The sequence below is a fragment of the Mesorhizobium sp. M0152 genome, from assembly GCF_040322415.1.
Taxonomy (GTDB): Bacteria; Pseudomonadota; Alphaproteobacteria; order Rhizobiales; family Rhizobiaceae; genus Mesorhizobium.
The window spans coordinates 39,985-55,731 of record NZ_JAMYTH010000031.1 but is presented as its reverse complement, the minus strand read 5'-3'; the positions used below and the strand labels follow the sequence as shown (position 1 = coordinate 55,731).

Genomic DNA, 15,747 nt, shown 5'->3' with positions numbered 1-15,747 from the left:
CCCGCGGCGTTGTGAAATAGGCGGCACATGGAAGCTGCCAATCTCCCCTCTTGAGGGGGAGATGGCCGGCAGGCCAGAGGGGGGTACGCCGGAACAAGCATCTTCAAACCTGTAGAATTGAGGAAACAAGCAGCTGTGTGTAAGGCGCGCGCGGATCGTCGAGCACGCGGTCGGTGAGGCCGCTTTCCACGACACGGCCGTCCTTCATCACCATCATGCGCTGCGACAGAAGTCGTGCCACTGCGAGGTCGTGGGTGACGACGATTGCGGCAAGGCCGAGATCGGTGACCAACCCGCGCAGCAGATCGAGCAGGCGTGCCTGCACCGAGACGTCGAGGCCGCCTGTCGGCTCGTCCATGAACACCAGTCGTGGCCCAGTGACGAGATTGCGGGCGATCTGCAGGCGCTGGCGCATGCCGCCGGAAAAGGCACGCGGCTCGTCGTCGATGCGGTCCTCGTCGATCTCGACGCGCGACAGCCAGTCGACGGCCGTGGCGCGGATCTTGCCGTAGTGGCGGTCGCCGACCGCCATCAGCCGCTCGCCGACATTGGCGCCGGCCGACACCGTCATGCGCAGCCCGTCGGCCGGATTCTGGTGGACAAAGCCCCAGTCGGTGCGCATCAGGAAGCGGCGCTCGGCCTCGCTCATGCGGTAGAGCTCGCGGAACTGGCCGTCGCGCATGCGGTAGCTGGCGGTGCCGGAACTGGGCAGCAGACGCGTCGACAGGCAGTTGAGCAGCGTCGTCTTGCCGGAGCCGGACTCGCCGACGACCGCCAGGACTTCGCCCGGCCACAGATCGAAGGAGACGTTGTCGCAGCCGACGCGCGAGCCGTAGAATTTGGATAGCGCCGAGACGCGCAGCAGCGGTTCGTCGGTCATTGCGACGGCTCCATTGTTTCTGGGGCGAGGTGGCCTCGATGGCCGTCCGCCTGCCGTTTCTCGCAATAATCGGTGTCGGAGCAGACGAACATGTGGCCGCCATGGTCGTCGAGGATGACCTCGTCGAGATAGACATTCGCGGCCGCGCACAGCGCGCAGGGCTGGTCGAAGGTCTGCACCTCGAACGGATGATCCTCGAAATCGAGGCTGACGACGTCGGTGAAGGGGGGCACCGCGTAGATGCGCTTTTCGCGACCGGCGCCGAACAACTGCAGCGCCGGCGAGCGATGCATCTTGGGATTGTCGAATTTCGGCGTCGGCGACGGGTCCATCACATAGCGACCCTCGACCTTCACCGGATAGGCATAGGTGGTGGCGATGCGGCCGTGCTTGGCGATGTCCTCGTAGAGCTTGACATGCATGAGGCCGTATTCCTCCAGCGCATGCATCTTGCGCGTTTCGGTCTCGCGCGGCTCGAGGAAGCGCAGGGGCTCGGGAATCGGCACCTGATAGACCAGCACCTGGCCCGCCGCCAGCGGATGTTCGGGGATGCGGTGGCGGGTCTGGATGATGCTGGCGCTGGCTGTATCTGTTGTCACCGCGACATTGGCGACCTTCTTGAAGAAGGCGCGGATCGAGACGGCATTGGTGGTGTCGTCGGCGCCCTGATCGATGACCTTCAGCACATCGTCGGGCCCGATGATCGAAGCGGTGACCTGGACGCCGCCGGTGCCCCAGCCATAGGGCATCGGCATCTCGCGCGAAGCGAACGGCACCTGATAGCCGGGAATGGCGATGCCCTTGAGGATCGCCCGGCGGATCATCCGCTTGGTCTGCTCGTCGAGGTAGGCGAAGTTGTAGGTGGCGATGTCGGTCGGTTGCACGGTCATTCCGCTGCCTCCCTCTTCTCTTCGACGTTCTCAGGATTTTCGCGGGCGTCGTATTCAGCACGCATGCGGCGCACGAGGTCGAGTTCGGCCTGGAAGTCGACGTAGTGCGGCAGCTTCAAATGTTCGACGAAGCCGGTCGCCTGGACATTGTCGGAATGCGAGATGACGAATTCTTCGTCCTGCGCGGCGGCGACAACATCCTCGCCCAACTCGTTGGCGCGCAGCGCCCGGTCGCAGAGCGCCATCGCCATCGCCTTGCGCTCGCTCTGTCCGAAGACCAGTCCGTAGCCGCGGGTGAACTGCGGGGGTGCCTTGGCCGAGCCCTTGAACTGGTTGACCATCTGGCACTCGGTGACGCGGACTGTGCCGAGCGGCACCGCGAAAGGAAGTTCCGGCACATCGAGCTCCAGCTCGACCTCGCCGATGCGGATCTCGCCGACGAACGGATGGTTGCGGGCATAGCCGCGCTGCGTGGAATAGCCGAGCGCCAGCAGGAAACCCTCATCGCCGCGTGACAGCGCCTGCAGCCGGATATCGCGCGCCATCGGGAATTCCAGCGGCTCGCGAGTGATGTCGCCGGGAACGTGGTCTTGTGGCATGTCGCCATCGGGTTCGATCAGGCCTTCTCGGGCCAGGATCGCCGAGACGCGCGGCATGGCCTCCGCTTCGGTTTCGCGCAGCAGCGGCTCGGCAACGTCGCCGCCGGCGGCAAGCTCGGGATCGAGCAGCCGGTGCGTGTAATCGAACGTCGGACCGAGCAACTGGCCGCCGGGCAGGTCCTTATAGGTCGCCGACACCCGCCGCTCGACTTGCATCGAACCAGTGTCGATCGGGATGGTGTAGCCGAAGCGCGGCAGCGTGGTGCGATAGGCGCGCACCAGGAAGATCGCCTCGATCATGTCGCCGCGCGCCTGGACGATGGCGAGTGCGGCCAGTTCCCGGTCGTAGAGCGAGCCCTCGCTCATCACCCGGTCGACGCCAAGCGCCAATTGCTCGACGATCTGGTCGAGACGAAGGGCCGGCACCGAACGATCACCGCGCCGGCGGTCGGCGAGCAGGCTGTGGGCGTTGGCTATTGCGGCTTCGCCGCCTTTTACCGCGACATACATCTTACGCCTCCATCGTCGTGATGCGCGTCGTGCGCGGCAGGCAGGCTATGCCTTCTGATGTGGCGAGGATGATGTCGACGCCGCGCGGAAAACGCTTGATATTCTGCTTCCACTGCTCGACGAAATGACGCGGCATGCGCGCCGGCGCGATCGTGGCCCTGGTTTCAATGCCGGGGCCCTCGAGCAGAAGGAGAGCGCCCGAAACGAGATCGCTGACTTGCAGGATCAAGGTCGTCGAGCGGTCGGGATAGTCCTGGGTGCCTTGTGAAAAGCCGTCGAGCGCCATCATCTCGGCCGGAGCCGCGACGAAGGCGAAATGCGCATCGGCCGGCGTGTTGGCCAAGGGCGCACCGGTATGGAAACCAATCCAGGATTTGATCGCGGCGCAAGCCTGCAAAGACGGGTCCAGCCAAAGCGGCGTGTCGTTGTCGCACAGCGCCAACGCGATCGCGCCCGCGGTTGCGGAGAGCGGCGCCGGCGGGCGGGCGAAGGCCGGCAGGGGCTGCTCTGTGCCCGGCCGCGCCATCGCGTTCATGACGGCACGGAACACGCTCTGGGCGTTGAAGACCGGATCGGCGAAACCGCCCTCGATCGATTGTGCTGCGATGTCCATCAGTCTTCTCCGCGAACCATGGTGAAGAAATCCACCTTCGTTGCCGCCGTCTCGGCGCGGCGGCTTTCACGTGCGGCAGTCAGAGCCGACCGCAGAGGTGCGATAAGCCTGGTCTCGACCTCGTTGCGGTGGGCCGGGTCCTGCCACAGCGCGTCGGCGATTGCCGCCAGCCTTGCCTTCTGCTTGTCGCGGCCGAGCGCATAGCAATGGCCGACCTGTCCGGATGGCAGCCTGACCGTGGCGCGGGTAACCGTTGCCTCGCCGACATTGAACGGCGCACCGCCGCCACCGATGCGGCCGCGCATCGTGACCAGGCCGGTCTCCGGACCGCGCAGCAGCTCGGCTTCCGATGGCAGGTCGGATTGGTTCCAGAGCCGAACGATATCGTCGCGGCTGGACTGTGCCAGCGTTGCCATGGCGGCCTTGCGCTCGGCTTGGTCGCGGGCTTCCTGTCCTCGCATCAGCAATGGGTCCTTTTTGGCAGATTTGTCTATTGATATAGACGACTATACAAATTATACATATTACCTAACGCGAGTCCATGACGGATGGATGACAAGCGGTAGAAGGCGGGGCAATTCATGGCTGTAACGGCTGATAGCATCGAGCGCCGCAGCGGCGTCTCGTTGTGGCGGCAGATTGCCGACAAGATCCTGCACGCCATCGCCAGCGGCGATTTCGCAGAGAATGAGGCGCTGCCGCCGGAGGTGGCGCTGGCCGAGCGTTACGGCGTCAATCGCCACACTGTGCGCAGCGCCATATCGGCCCTTGTGCAGGAAGGCATACTGCGAGCCGAACAGGGACGCGGCACCTTCGTGCTGTCGCGAAAACGGCTGTCCTATCCAATCGGAGCGCGCACGCGCTTTTCCACGGGCCTGCAAGGGCAGGCGTCGGAGCGGCACATCGTGCTGCTCGCTTCCTCGGTCGAGCAGGCCAGCCAGCGTGTCGCGAAGGGCCTTGGGCTTGCCAAGGGAGCCGAGGTGATCCGGCTGGAAACACGCGGCGAGGCCGATGGGCGCCCGGTGTCGCGCGCCGCTGCCTGGTTCGATGCGAGCCGCTTTGCCGGCATTGATGCGGCGATGGCTGAGACGGGTTCGATCACCGCATCGCTGGCGCGTTTCGGCATAGACGATTATCTCAGGCAATCGACCGTGCTGTCGGCGCGCCATGCCGATGCGGCCGATCTCGCCGACCTTGAGCTGCAGCCCGGCGCCATCGTGCTGGTCACGGTCGCCGTCAACATCACGCCCGACGGCCAACCGATCCAGTTTTCCGAGTCGCGATTCCCGGCCGAGCGGATCGAGCTGAAACTGTCGGCGTTGTAGGGAGTGCCGGCCTATATGAGGCCGTGATCTATCTGACTCACGCGGATATCAGACCAGCTCGGTCGCGCTCACTTGTCAGCGGCTTGGCGTTTGAGGACCGCCTTCCCCCACTCCGTCTCGGCTTCGCCGAGCCACCTCTCCCCCCTCCGGAGGGAGAGGAAGGGCGCCCGCTGGCGGCGGGAGAAGGAGGGAGTCTGGTTGAGGAGCGTTAGCTGCAATGGGCTCGCACCGCTTCCTCTACCCCGTCGATCGGGGGAGAGGTGGTTCGGCGAAGCCGAGACGGAGTGGGGGTCGACCTGCGCGGGGCGTCGTCAATTCGGGCCGGTTCACCGCCTGCCATATTATGATCCTACCTCGATGACGGCCTTGATCAGGCCGGATTTCTCGTGCGCCCAGCGGGCGAGGTCGCGCGGCGTGCCGGCTAAAGTGGTGCGGTGGGTGACGAGCTTGGCCAATGGCACGGTGCCGTTGCGGATCGATGCGGCGACATGGTCGAAATCGGCACGCAATGCATTGCGGCTGCCGATCAATGTCATTTCGCGCTTGTGGAATTCCGGATCGGAAAAGACGATGTCGTCCTTGACGACGCTGACCAGCACCAGAGCTCCGCCATGCGCTACATGGGCGAAGGCCGATTGCACCGAGGCGGTGTTGCCGGTGGCATCAAAGACGACATCGAAGCCTTCGCCGCCGGTCGCCTGCTTCACCAGGTCCGGCACCGCGCCGCGCGAACCGTCGAGGGTCTGGAAGCCGAGTTCATTCGCCGCGAAGCCAAGTCTTTCGCTGCTCATGTCGAGTAGCGTCACATCGAGCCCGGCGATGCTGGCGAAGATGGCGGTGCCCAGCCCGATCGGGCCGGCGCCGATTACCAGCGTGCGTGCACCGGGATCGGCGCGGGAGCGTCGCACCGCATGTGCGCCGATGGCCAGGAATTCGACGGCTGCGGCATCAGCCAGCGACAGGCCGTTGGCTGGATAGAGGTTTTGTTCCGGGACAAGGATCTGTTCGCACATGGCGCCGTCGCGATGCACGCCGAGCACTTCGATCCGGACGCAGCAATTTGGCTTGCCGTGCCGGCAGGCGATGCACTTGCCGCAGGAGAGATAGGGGTTGATGATCACCGGCTCGCCAACGGCAAGCTCAACCCCTTCACCGGTTTCGACGATCGTCCCCGACACTTCATGGCCCATGATGCGGGGATAGGCGAGGAACGGGTGCTTGCCCTCGAATATATGATAGTCGGTGCCGCAGATGCCGACATGACTGACCGCCACCAGTGCCCAACCGGCAGGCGGTGCGCCCGGTGCCAGACGATCTTCCAGGACAAGGTCGCCGGGCGAACGGCAGACGACAGCTTTCATGTTTCAATCCAGTCTGTTCAAGGCACCGCCGGCCCTGAAAACGGCAAGGGCCGGCGGTTGATTGGGCTAGGCGATCTACTTGCCGCCGCGGCGGCGCAGGCCGTCGAAATAGACGATGACGATGATCAGCACGCCGGTGATGATGCGCTGCCAGAACGCATTGACGTTCAAAAGGTTGGCGCCGTTGTTGATGGTGGCGAGGATGAAAGCGCCGAGCAGCGGCCCGTGCACAGAACCGACCGCGCCGAACAGCGAGGTGCCGCCGATGACCGATGAGGCGATCGCCTGCAATTCCCATCCCTCGGCCTGGGTCGGATTGCCGATGCCGATGCGCGACGCCAGAAGCACGCCGACGAATGCCGCGCAGAGACCAGACAGCGTGTAGGCCATGTAGATGGTGCGCTGGACATTGACGCCGGACAGGCGTGAGGCCTCGGCGTTGGAGCCGACCGAGAAGAGATAACGGCCCCACCGGCTGTGATGGAGAAAGACATAGGCCGGAATGCCGACCAGGATCACCATCCAGAACAAGTTTGGGACGCCGAGGGAAGAGTTGCGGGAGAATTCCTGGAAGGCATCGTTGTTGATCGAGATCGAATTGCCGTTGGTCATCAAAAGGCCGATGCCGCGCAACGACGTCAGCGTCGCCAGCGTGATGATGAAGGGCGGCAGCCCCATCTTGACGATGCCGAAGCCATGGAACAGGCCGATGGCGACGCCGACCAGCAAGGTGATCAGGATGGCGAGGAAGACCGGCACGCCAGCATTGATCAGCATCGCCGCGATGACGGTGGCGAAGCCGACCACGGCGCCGACGGAAAGATCGATGCCGCCGGTGATAATGACGAAGGTCTGGCCGACCGCCAGGATCGCGATCATCGAGCCCTGGCGCAGCAGGTTCGAGATGTTGTTGGCCGAGGCGAAGCTCGACGTGGCCAGCGACAGGATGATCCACAGCAGCACCAGCAGCGCCAGCAGAGTCAGCCCGAACAGGGCGTTGTAGTTGCGCTTGGGCTTTTCGGCGGGGATCGCCTCGGTGCTCATGTCTTTCCTCCCAGCTTTTCTTGTTTCTCGGCGAGCGCCTGCGTGAGAATTTCCTCGTGATCGGCGGTGCGGAACCCGTGCGTGGCCACCAGCTTGCCGCGGCGGAACACGTGCAGCGTGTCGGCCAGTTCATAGACCTCGGGCAGATAGGACGAGATCAGGATGATGCCGGCGCCCTTAGACAGCAGTGCGCCGAACAGGCGATAGATCTCGGCCTTGGTGCCGACGTCGACGCCGACCGTCGGTTCGTCGAAGATGAACAGCTTGGCGCCATGCGCCAGCCATTTGCCGATAACGATCTTCTGCTGGTTGCCGCCGGACAGGCTGGACGCCAGCGCATTGCGCGTCGGGGTCTTGATCCTGAGATCGGCGATCTGGCGGTCGGCCTGGCTCTTCTCCTGCGCGCTGGAGATCAGCAGATTGTTCGAGATGCGCTTGTAGATCGGCAGATTGAGATTGAGGCCGACCGGCAGATTGAGGCACAGGCCCTGGTCGCGGCGGCTTTCCGGCGCCAGTGCCATGCCAAGCTTGATCGCGTCATGCTCGGAATTGATCTGGACTTCCTTGCCTTCCCACAGCACCTGGCCGGCCGATTTGCGATGGCGGCCGTAGAGCGTGGTGACGAATTCGCTGCGGCCGGCGCCGATCAGGCCGTAGAGCCCGACGATCTCGCCGGCGCGGACCGTCATCGACACATTTTCGAAGCCTTTGCCGGAGAGGTTCTTCGCCTCGACGATCGCTGCGCCCGGCGTGAAGTGCTCCTTGTGATAGACCTGCTCGATCGAGCGGTTGATCATCATCTTGACCAGTTCGGCGTCGTCGGTCTCGCTGATGTTTCTGGTGCCGACCAGCGTGCCGTCGCGCAGCACCGAGACACGGTCGGCAAGCTCGAAGACTTCCTCCATGCGGTGGCTGATGTAGATGATCGTCACGCCCTCGGCCTTCAGCCGGCGGATCAGGGTGAAGAGCTGGTCGGCTTCCTTGCGGGTGAGATAAGCGGTCGGCTCGTCGAAGATCAGGAATTTGGTGCCGCGCACGGTAGCGCGGGCCGCGGCGATCAGCTGCTGCTGGCCGATGGTGAGGTCGCCGAGCATGACATGCGCCGGCAGGTCGAAGCCGAGGTCGTCGATGATCTTCTGCGCTTCCTTGACCATGGCGCGCTGCTGCACGATGCCAAAGCGGGAGTTCTCCTCGCCAAGGAACATGTTGGCGGCGACGGTCAGGTGACGGCAGAGCACGACCTCCTGGTGAACGGCATTTATGCCGAGCGCCATCGCTTCGTACGGGGTCGCCAGCGCCGCCGGCTTGCCTTCCCAGACGACCTCTCCGGAGGTGCGCGGCATGACGCCGGTCAGAAGCTTGATCAGGGTGGACTTGCCGGCGCCGTTCTCGCCGACGATGGCGTGGATTTCAGCCGCCTTGAAGGCGAGGTTCACCGGTTTCAGCGCATGGGTGCCCGGGTACTTCTTCTCGAGGCCGCGCAGTTCGAGGATCGTCCTGCCGGGTTCCAGCACGGGGGCAGGATGCAGGTCTTGCGCCGTCGATGTCATGACAATCCTCCCAGATTGGCCTCGCTCCAGATTGGCCTCGCTATGTCGCACACGGCGAGGCTCTGACATACCCGCCGGGTCGGCCTGGCTCAGGCTGGTGAGTTTCCGGGGCAGCGAGGCCCCGGAAACAATGCGGATGCGCAATACTCAATTGAGCTTCGGATTGAGCAGCGCGTCGATCTTCGGATCCTTCATGTTGGCCTTGGTCACCAGATTGGCGCCGGTGTCGACATTGGCCTCGACCTTTTCGCCCTTCGAGGCGGCGAGCGCGGTCTTGATGCCGTCATAGCCCATCCGGTACGGATCCTGGACGACGAGGCCGGAAATGACGCCGTCATTGAGGAACTTGATCAGCTTCTCGTCGCTGTCGAAGCCGATCAGACCAACCTTGCCGGCAAGGCTGTTCTCGGCGATCGCCTGGCCGACGCCCTGCGCCATGATCAGGTTGGAGGCGAAGATGCCTTTCAGGTCCGGATTGGCGGTGATCAGGTCGGTTGCAATGTTGAGGCCGGTCGTGGCCTGACCGTCGGCGTATTTGTCGGCAACCAGTTCGAGACCGGGATATTTGGCCTTGAGCTGTTCCTTGAATCCCTGAGCGCGCTGCTCGAGCGAGCCGGCGCCGGGGAGTGCGGTGATCAAGGCAACCTTGCCTTCGACCTTGCCGCCATTGGCGGCACCAATGGCCGCCGCAAGTCCGTCAGCGGCGACGCGGCCACCCTGGATGTTGTCGGTGGTCAGGAACGAGGTGAAGGCCTTGGAGTCGGCGCCGGAGTCGATGCCGATGATCTTGACCTTGGCTGCCGCTTCATCGATCGGCTTGCCAAGCGCCTTGAACTCCGTCGGCGAGATGACGACGGCGGCCGGGTTGCCGGCGACGGCGTTCTCGAGGATCGAGATCTGGCCATTGACGTCGGTCTCTGCCTGGGCGCCGAGTTCCGGCACATTGACGCTGAGATCCTTGCCGGCCTTGCGAGCGCCGGCCAAAACGATCTGCCAATAGAAGGACGTGGTGTCCTTGACGATGATCGGAATGGTCACGTCCGCCGCCGAAACCGGCGCCGAATGCATGACGCCGGCGAGCATCGAAGCTGCCGCCAGCGCCATGACTGCGCGACGGTTGAGAATGCTGGTCACGAATTTCATAGGATTCCTCCCTAAGTCGCCCGGTGAAGGTTACTGAAGCTCCGTTCGGATAGGCGCGGCCCAAACAGAACTTTATCAATAAAAAACATTTACGCTGTTTTGATAGTGCATCGATCTGGTCGATGCAAGCGGTGTTTCGCGCCAGTCTTCTCCAAGGTCTGACCAAGACACATACACCGCGCTCCTCCTCGATGCAGTCCAACGCTCCCGTTCCATTCCGCGAAGCATATGGAATATTAATTCCAAGCGATCGTCAATATGGAATGTTCATTCTTTTCTGGGTCGTGCGATTGTAAAGCGTGGATTGCGATCCCGCGCCTTGCGGCCGGGTACCTACCTTACGCCAGTTCCTGCACCACCGTGTAGGGACGATATCTGGCATATTCCGTCTCCGGCACGTCGACGTCGAGCAGTTCAAGATTGCGTGTCAGGTTTGCCAGCTTAGCGGTGCCGGTCAGCACGGTGGCGACCGACGGCTCATGCAGAGGAAACTGGAACGCGGCCGCTGCCAACGGGTAACCGCCTTCACCGGCGATCTTCTCCATGGCACCGACACGGTCGAGCACATCACGGCTGGCGGGCTGGTAGTCGAAATGCGCGCCTTGCACCGGTCCGGTCGCCAATATGCCGGAGTTGAACACGCCGCCGATAACCAGCGACGTCTTTTGTGCCCGGCACAGCGGCAGCAGTTCGGCTTCCGCGCTACGGTCGAGCAAGGAATAGCGGCTGGCGAGAAGAATGCAGTCGAGCGGTGCGCGGCGCATCACGTCGAGACAGATCTGCACTTCGTTGACACCGAGTCCATAGGCGGAAATCGTGCCGGAACGCTTCAGTTCCTCGAGCGCCTTGAGGCCGCCATCCATCAGCTGGCGAAAGTGCAGCTTGGTCTTCTCGGCGCCATGCGTGTAGACGCCGATGTCGTGGACGAACAGGATGTCGATCTTATTCAGGCCGAGTCTTGCATAACTGAAATCGACCGACCGCATGATGCCGTCGTAGGAATAGTCGTAGTCTAGCGCGAAGGGCAGCGGATCGACATAGGAATGATCGGGAACCTGGTCCTCCGGCACCGGGCGGAACAGCCGGCCGACCTTGGTGGACAGCACGTAGGAATCGCGCGGCTTGTAGCGCAGGAAGTCGCCGAAGCGGCGCTCGGACAGGCCGAATCCGTAGAAGGGCGCGGTGTCGAAGTAGCGCAGGCCGGCTTCCCAGGCGCCTTGCAGCGTCTCCATAGCCGCCTCGCGCGAGCAGGCGCGATACAATCCGCCGATCGCGGCGCCGCCGAAGCTGACTTCGGTGACCTCCAGCGCTGTCTGGCCGATGCGGCGCTTTCTCATGCAAACCTCCCCGTTGCCCGCCACTATGTGGCGCGGCCGTCTAGCAGATATCAGCCAAATCTACAGCGTTGCGCCCAGATGCCAGGGGACGAACTCATTGTCGCCGTAGCCGAAATCCTCGCTCTTGGTCTTGCGGCCGGAGGCCGTTTCGACGATCAGTTCGAAGATCTCGCGGCCCATGCCGGCGATGGTCTTTTCACCCGAGGCGATGACGCCGCAATTGACGTCCATGTCCTCTTCCATCTGGTGATACATGGTCGAATTGGTAGCGACCTTGATCGACGGCGTCGGGCGGCAGCCGAAGCAGGAGCCGCGGCCGGTGGTGAAGACGATGACGTTGGCGCCGCCGGCGACCTGGCCGGTGGCCGAGACCGGGTCGTAGCCGGGCGTGTCCATGAACACCAGGCCGCTGCCGGTGACCTTTTCGGCATAGCCGAACACGCCGTTCAGCGGCGTCTGGCCGCCCTTGGCCACCGCACCCAGCGACTTTTCCAGGATGGTGGTGAGGCCGCCGCGCTTGTTGCCGGGCGAAGGGTTGTTGTCGATCGAGGCGCCGTGCTTGGCGACGTGGTCTTCCCACCACTTCACGAAACCGTCGAGCTTCTGCGCGATCTCCGGCGTCGCCGCGCGATAGGCAAGCAGATGCTCGGCGCCGTAGATCTCCGTCGTCTCGGAGAGAATGCCGACGCCGCCGACGCCGGCCAGGATGTCGACGGCAGCACCGAGCGCCGGATTGGCCGTAATGCCCGACATGCCGTCCGAGCCGCCGCATTGCAGGCCGACGACGATCTCGCTGACCGGGATCGGCTCGCGCTTCAATTGCCCGACTTCCTCGGCGATCTCGGCCAGCACGCCGAGCGCTTTTTCGACCGATTTGCGCGAGCCCCCGGCATCCTGGATGTTGAAGTGGCGTTTTCCCGCGGCCGCGCCCTTCTGGCCGTAAAGCGTGAGCTGGTTGACTTCGCAGCCCAGCCCGACCATCAGCACGCCGCCGAAATTTGGATGGCGGGCGTAACCGGCCAACGTGCGGTGCAGCACCATCATGCCGTCGCCGGTACCGCTCATGCCGCAGCCCTGGCCGTGGACGATCGGGACAAAGCCGTCAATGCCGGGATATTTCGGCAGCAGCGTGCGGTTGGCCGCGTCGGCGATGCTGTGGCAGACGGTGGCCGAGCAATTGACGCTGGCGATGATGCCGACGAAGTTGCGCGTGCCGGCGCGACCGTCGGCGCGGCGATAGCCCATGAAGGTCCGCGCGCGGTCCGCTTCGGTCGCGTGCTCGGCCTCGCTCGGCGGCACCACCGGCAAACGGCCTGCCTCGAAAACCAGATTGTGCGAATGGACATGTTCGCCCGGCGCGATGTCTTGCGTGGCACGGCCGATCGCCTGAGCGTATTTGACCACGGCGGAACCGGCGGGAATGGGCTTGATCGCCACCTTATGGCCGGGCTCGATAACCGCCGTTGCCAGCGCACCGCCCGGCAGTGCGGTGCCGATCTCGATGCGGCCGTTGGCGACGGCGACATTGTCGGCGGGGGACAGGAGAATGACGTTCGAGGGGTTCACGGGCGGTTTCCTGGGTGATCCTGGGATGCGCGGACGGATTGACACACGCTTGTTAAGAGATAATGTCTTTTATCGTGAAAAAACATTTTTGCGTCAATTGTTTTTTCGCGGCAGTTCCGCATGCCTTCGGATGGGTGAATGCTTAAGGCGCTGAGCCAAACCTGAATCGGCCAGAAGCGATTCCGCTTTTTTGAGACCATGCGCTAGGAACGTCATATTGCGCTTCAAGCTGGCCACCGCAAGCGCCAGCGTGCAACGGGGCAGGGATGTCGAAGAGCAACAACGTCTACAAGGATGCCTATAACCGCTGCCTCAGGCTGCTCGGCGAGACGCGCAGCCTGCCGTCGGAACCGGAGTTAGGCACGTTGCTTGGCGTCAGCCGCACCACGGTCCGCAGCATTCTTTCCCGCATGGAGGAGACCGGGCTGATCGCCTGGAACAAGCGCGCCAAGACGGTGCTGCGCGACCCAAGCCCTGATGATTTCTTTCCCGAGGAAGAAACCGACACGCTGGCCGAGATCATCGAGCGATCATTCATGCGACGGCTGCTCGCCGGTGGCGCCGAGGCCGGCATGCAGATCAACGAACTCGAACTGGCGCGCGAGATCGGTGTCGGCACCACCAGCGTGCGCGAGTTCCTGATCCGCTTTTCCCGCTTCGGCCTGATCGAGAAGCGCCGCAACAGCCATTGGGTGTTGAAAGGTTTCACGCGTGCCTTTGCGCTCGAACTGACCGAAATCCGCGAGATGTTCGAACTGCGCTCGGCGGCCGCCTTTGCCGCACTGCCACAGGACAGCGCGGTCTGGGCCGATCTCGACCGCCTGGAAAGCGAGCACCGCCAACTCGCAAATGAGATCGCCACGCGCTTCAACGCGTTTTCGGAGCTGGACGAGCGCTTCCACCGGCTTATCCATCGCGCGTCGCGCAACCGCTTCATCGTCGATTTCTATGACGTCATCGCCATGATCTTCCACTACCACTACCAGTGGAACAAGGCGCAGGAACGCGAGCGCAACGAAGTCGCGATCGGTGAGCACCTGGCCTATATCGAGGCACTCAAATCGCGGGACCTGGGCAAGGTCGATGCCGCCTGCCGCAAGCACTTGAAATCGGCGCGCCAGACATTGCTGACCTCGATCCCCGAAAGCCGGCAGTCCCAAAAACCTTGATATGCCGCGTTGCCGCAGCCTGGATTTGGCGATTTTCGACTTCCCGCTCTCGTGATAGATATCCTTCCCTTGTCGCTTGAAGAGGCAGATGGTTTGAACGGCCGGGGGAGACGGTGGAGCATGCCGGTCGCGCTTGTCGCGGCCTACCTGCTGCTGCTCCAGTCGACGCTCGGCGCGTTCGCCTTGGGGACCGGGCCGAGCGCGTCGCAACTCGATGCCTTCGGCAATGTCATCTGTACCCGCGAGGGCGCGGCTGAGCTTCCCGGCGGCAATCCGCTGCCCTCGCACCTGCCGACATGCTGCGTGCTCGGCTGCGGCATGTTCTCGCCTGCCTTTGCGCCGCCGCCTGCCGCCGCGCTTGCGCCGGGCAGTCTTTCCTTCGAGATTGTCGCCTTTGTTTTCCCGGCGACAACGCATCTCGACTTCGCGCGCGAGCGCTCGCCGTCGAACCCGCGCGCGCCGCCACAGACGGCCTGAGCCTGCTTGCCTGCGGAACTTTCCGCGGGCGTACCCATCCAAGGATCAAAACTGCTCGCGACCGACGTCGGCGCGATCACCATTTCATGGAGTAACCATGTCCCATTCTTTCCCTATTGCGGCGGGCACTATGCTCGGCCGCATTCTGTCACGCTTCCAAGAGCGGCTCGGCGTCGCTGTACTGGCCGTTGTGCTCGTGCTCTCAGGCGGCGTTCAGTCCGCCTTCGCGCATGAGTTCAAGGCCGGTGATCTCGAGATCGGTCATCCCTGGTCGCGCGCCACGCCGACCGGCGCCAAGGTGGCCGGCGGCTATTTCACCATCACCAACAAGGGCAGCGCGCCGGACCGGCTTGTGTCGATTTCCTCCGACGTCTCGGACAAGGCCGAACTGCACGAGATGGGCGTCAAGGACGGTGTCATGACTATGCGCCCGGTTGCCGGCGGCCTGGAAATCCCGGCTGGCGGCAAGGTGGCAGTTGCGCCTGGCGGCTATCACCTGATGTTCATCGGACTGAAGCGGCAACCCAAGCAAGGCGAGACATTTTCCGCCACGTTGACCTTCGAGAAGGCTGGCCCGGTCAGCGTCGATTTCGCCGTCGAAGGCCTGGGTGGGGGCACGGACGACCACGCCAATTGATCGCGTCGATCCGTAAATTTTGAAATCAGAGAGACCATCATGAACAAGTATCTTTTGTCGGCCGGCGCCCTTCTCGTTTTGGGGACAAGTGCCGCCTTCGCGCATATCACGCTCGAAACCCAAGAAGCGCCCGTCGGGTCGATCTACAAGGCAATCCTGCGGGTTCCGCATGGGTGCGACGGCAAGGCGACGACCGCCCTGCACGTGCAGATCCCGGAAGGTGTGATCGCGGTCAAGCCGATGCCGAAGCCGGGCTGGACGCTGCAGGTCAAGAAGGGCAAATACGAGAAGTCCTATCAGCTTTACGGCCAGGCGGTGACCGACGGGGTCAGGGAAGTCGACTGGAGCGGCGGCAGCCTGCCGGATGAATTCTACGACGAGTTCGTCTTTCGCGCGACGCTGACGGCGGATCTCCCCGCCGGCCAGAAACTCTACTTCCCGGTGGTGCAGGAATGCGACGGTGCCGCCGATCGCTGGATCGAGATTCCAGCGGCGGGGCAGGATGAAGACGCCCTGGAGAATCCGGCTCCCAGCGTCAAGCTGTTGCCGAAGAAGTAATCTGTCTCGCGGCGCGTTCTTGAGTTTTGTTCTATGCATGTCGCAGTTCCGAAACCGGCTACCATTTTTAGGCGACGACATGCATTTG

At 63.4% G+C, this 15,747-nt stretch carries 16 protein-coding genes; 5 read left to right on the top strand and 11 right to left on the bottom strand.

Features of this window, described 5'->3' with window-relative positions; all coding sequences use genetic code 11:
• Nucleotides 1-103 precede the first annotated feature (103 nt).
• Genes phnK through phnG form a run of 5 tightly spaced genes read right to left on the bottom strand, consistent with a single transcriptional unit; the run spans nt 104 to nt 3,953 of the window.
• Nucleotides 104-880 (bottom strand): phosphonate C-P lyase system protein PhnK, encoded by a 777-nt coding sequence (gene phnK, locus NKJ26_RS25255; protein WP_023760811.1) that lies wholly within the window; start codon nt 878-880, stop codon nt 104-106.
• A complete protein-coding gene (locus tag NKJ26_RS25250; RefSeq protein ID WP_352697888.1) occupies nt 877-1,770 on the bottom strand; it encodes an alpha-D-ribose 1-methylphosphonate 5-phosphate C-P-lyase PhnJ in 894 nt (297 codons plus the stop codon). Before NKJ26_RS25250 ends, phnK begins: the two co-directional genes overlap by 4 nt.
• Nucleotides 1,767-2,879: a carbon-phosphorus lyase complex subunit gene (locus NKJ26_RS25245; protein WP_352697886.1), complete on the bottom strand. Its 1,113-nt coding sequence runs from the start codon at nt 2,877-2,879 to the stop codon at nt 1,767-1,769. Before NKJ26_RS25245 ends, NKJ26_RS25250 begins: the two co-directional genes overlap by 4 nt.
• 1 nt (nt 2,880) lies before the next feature.
• Complete coding sequence (phnH, locus tag NKJ26_RS25240) at nt 2,881-3,492, bottom strand: phosphonate C-P lyase system protein PhnH (RefSeq protein ID WP_352697884.1); 612 nt, start codon at nt 3,490-3,492, stop codon at nt 2,881-2,883.
• Nucleotides 3,492-3,953, bottom strand: coding sequence for a phosphonate C-P lyase system protein PhnG (phnG, locus tag NKJ26_RS25235; RefSeq protein WP_352697883.1), 462 nt, complete (start codon nt 3,951-3,953; stop codon nt 3,492-3,494). Before phnG ends, phnH begins: the two co-directional genes overlap by 1 nt.
• Before the next feature lie 120 nt (nt 3,954-4,073).
• On the opposite strand from phnG, the gene phnF reads away from it, so the two are divergent.
• Nucleotides 4,074-4,817: a phosphonate metabolism transcriptional regulator PhnF gene (phnF, locus tag NKJ26_RS25230; RefSeq protein WP_352697881.1), complete on the top strand. Its 744-nt coding sequence runs from the start codon at nt 4,074-4,076 to the stop codon at nt 4,815-4,817.
• 341 nt (nt 4,818-5,158) lie between these two features.
• Here phnF and NKJ26_RS25225 read toward each other — a convergent pair whose 3' ends face one another.
• The 6 genes from NKJ26_RS25225 to NKJ26_RS25200 all read right to left on the bottom strand — a co-directional run bounded on the left by NKJ26_RS25225 (nt 5,159) and on the right by NKJ26_RS25200 (nt 12,818).
• Complete coding sequence (locus NKJ26_RS25225; RefSeq protein WP_352697880.1) at nt 5,159-6,178, bottom strand: zinc-binding alcohol dehydrogenase family protein; 1,020 nt, start codon at nt 6,176-6,178, stop codon at nt 5,159-5,161.
• 75 nt (nt 6,179-6,253) lie between these two features.
• A complete protein-coding gene (locus NKJ26_RS25220) occupies nt 6,254-7,222 on the bottom strand; it encodes an ABC transporter permease (protein WP_352697878.1) in 969 nt (322 codons plus the stop codon).
• Nucleotides 7,219-8,772: a sugar ABC transporter ATP-binding protein gene (locus NKJ26_RS25215; RefSeq protein ID WP_352697877.1), complete on the bottom strand. Its 1,554-nt coding sequence runs from the start codon at nt 8,770-8,772 to the stop codon at nt 7,219-7,221. The genes NKJ26_RS25220 and NKJ26_RS25215 overlap by 4 nt, the downstream gene beginning before the upstream one ends.
• Before the next feature lie 147 nt (nt 8,773-8,919).
• Complete coding sequence (locus NKJ26_RS25210) at nt 8,920-9,915, bottom strand: ABC transporter substrate-binding protein (RefSeq protein ID WP_027023614.1); 996 nt, start codon at nt 9,913-9,915, stop codon at nt 8,920-8,922.
• A 338-nt stretch (nt 9,916-10,253) separates the two neighbouring features.
• On the bottom strand, nt 10,254-11,252 hold the full coding sequence (locus NKJ26_RS25205; RefSeq protein ID WP_352697875.1) for an aldo/keto reductase: 999 nt from the start codon (nt 11,250-11,252) through the stop codon (nt 10,254-10,256).
• Nucleotides 11,253-11,312: 60 nt separating this feature from the next.
• Entirely contained in the window at nt 11,313-12,818 is a 1,506-nt protein-coding gene (locus NKJ26_RS25200; protein ID WP_352697873.1) for a UxaA family hydrolase, read from the bottom strand.
• A 266-nt stretch (nt 12,819-13,084) separates the two neighbouring features.
• Here NKJ26_RS25200 and NKJ26_RS25195 point away from each other — a divergent pair, with 266 nt between their 5' ends.
• The 4 genes from NKJ26_RS25195 to NKJ26_RS25180 all read left to right on the top strand — a co-directional run bounded on the left by NKJ26_RS25195 (nt 13,085) and on the right by NKJ26_RS25180 (nt 15,659).
• Nucleotides 13,085-13,987 (top strand): GntR family transcriptional regulator, encoded by a 903-nt coding sequence (locus NKJ26_RS25195; RefSeq protein WP_352697871.1) that lies wholly within the window; start codon nt 13,085-13,087, stop codon nt 13,985-13,987.
• Nucleotides 13,988-14,107: 120 nt separating this feature from the next.
• A complete protein-coding gene (locus NKJ26_RS25190; RefSeq protein ID WP_352604204.1) occupies nt 14,108-14,464 on the top strand; it encodes a hypothetical protein in 357 nt (118 codons plus the stop codon).
• 97 nt (nt 14,465-14,561) lie between these two features.
• Complete coding sequence (locus NKJ26_RS25185) at nt 14,562-15,101, top strand: copper chaperone PCu(A)C (RefSeq protein ID WP_352697869.1); 540 nt, start codon at nt 14,562-14,564, stop codon at nt 15,099-15,101.
• 39 nt (nt 15,102-15,140) lie between these two features.
• Nucleotides 15,141-15,659 (top strand): YcnI family copper-binding membrane protein, encoded by a 519-nt coding sequence (locus NKJ26_RS25180; RefSeq protein WP_352697867.1) that lies wholly within the window; start codon nt 15,141-15,143, stop codon nt 15,657-15,659.
• The last annotated feature ends 88 nt before the right edge of the window (nt 15,660-15,747 follow it).

Bases quoted from the DNA above. Each gene is read 5' to 3' on its own strand.
- phnK (WP_023760811.1), bottom strand. From the start codon at position 880: ATGACCGACGAACCGCTGCTGCGCGTCTCGGCGCTATCCAAATTCTAC.
- NKJ26_RS25250 (WP_352697888.1), bottom strand. From the start codon at position 1,770: ATGACCGTGCAACCGACCGACATCGCCACCTACAACTTCGCCTACCTC.
- NKJ26_RS25245 (WP_352697886.1), bottom strand. From the start codon at position 2,879: ATGTATGTCGCGGTAAAAGGCGGCGAAGCCGCAATAGCCAACGCCCAC.
- phnH (WP_352697884.1), bottom strand. From the start codon at position 3,492: ATGGACATCGCAGCACAATCGATCGAGGGCGGTTTCGCCGATCCGGTC.
- phnG (WP_352697883.1), bottom strand. From the start codon at position 3,953: ATGCGAGGACAGGAAGCCCGCGACCAAGCCGAGCGCAAGGCCGCCATG.
- phnF (WP_352697881.1), top strand. From the start codon at position 4,074: ATGGCTGTAACGGCTGATAGCATCGAGCGCCGCAGCGGCGTCTCGTTG.
- NKJ26_RS25225 (WP_352697880.1), bottom strand. From the start codon at position 6,178: ATGAAAGCTGTCGTCTGCCGTTCGCCCGGCGACCTTGTCCTGGAAGAT.
- NKJ26_RS25220 (WP_352697878.1), bottom strand. From the start codon at position 7,222: ATGAGCACCGAGGCGATCCCCGCCGAAAAGCCCAAGCGCAACTACAAC.
- NKJ26_RS25215 (WP_352697877.1), bottom strand. From the start codon at position 8,772: ATGACATCGACGGCGCAAGACCTGCATCCTGCCCCCGTGCTGGAACCC.
- NKJ26_RS25210 (WP_027023614.1), bottom strand. From the start codon at position 9,915: ATGAAATTCGTGACCAGCATTCTCAACCGTCGCGCAGTCATGGCGCTG.
- NKJ26_RS25205 (WP_352697875.1), bottom strand. From the start codon at position 11,252: ATGAGAAAGCGCCGCATCGGCCAGACAGCGCTGGAGGTCACCGAAGTC.
- NKJ26_RS25195 (WP_352697871.1), top strand. From the start codon at position 13,085: ATGTCGAAGAGCAACAACGTCTACAAGGATGCCTATAACCGCTGCCTC.
- NKJ26_RS25190 (WP_352604204.1), top strand. From the start codon at position 14,108: ATGCCGGTCGCGCTTGTCGCGGCCTACCTGCTGCTGCTCCAGTCGACG.
- NKJ26_RS25185 (WP_352697869.1), top strand. From the start codon at position 14,562: ATGTCCCATTCTTTCCCTATTGCGGCGGGCACTATGCTCGGCCGCATT.
- NKJ26_RS25180 (WP_352697867.1), top strand. From the start codon at position 15,141: ATGAACAAGTATCTTTTGTCGGCCGGCGCCCTTCTCGTTTTGGGGACA.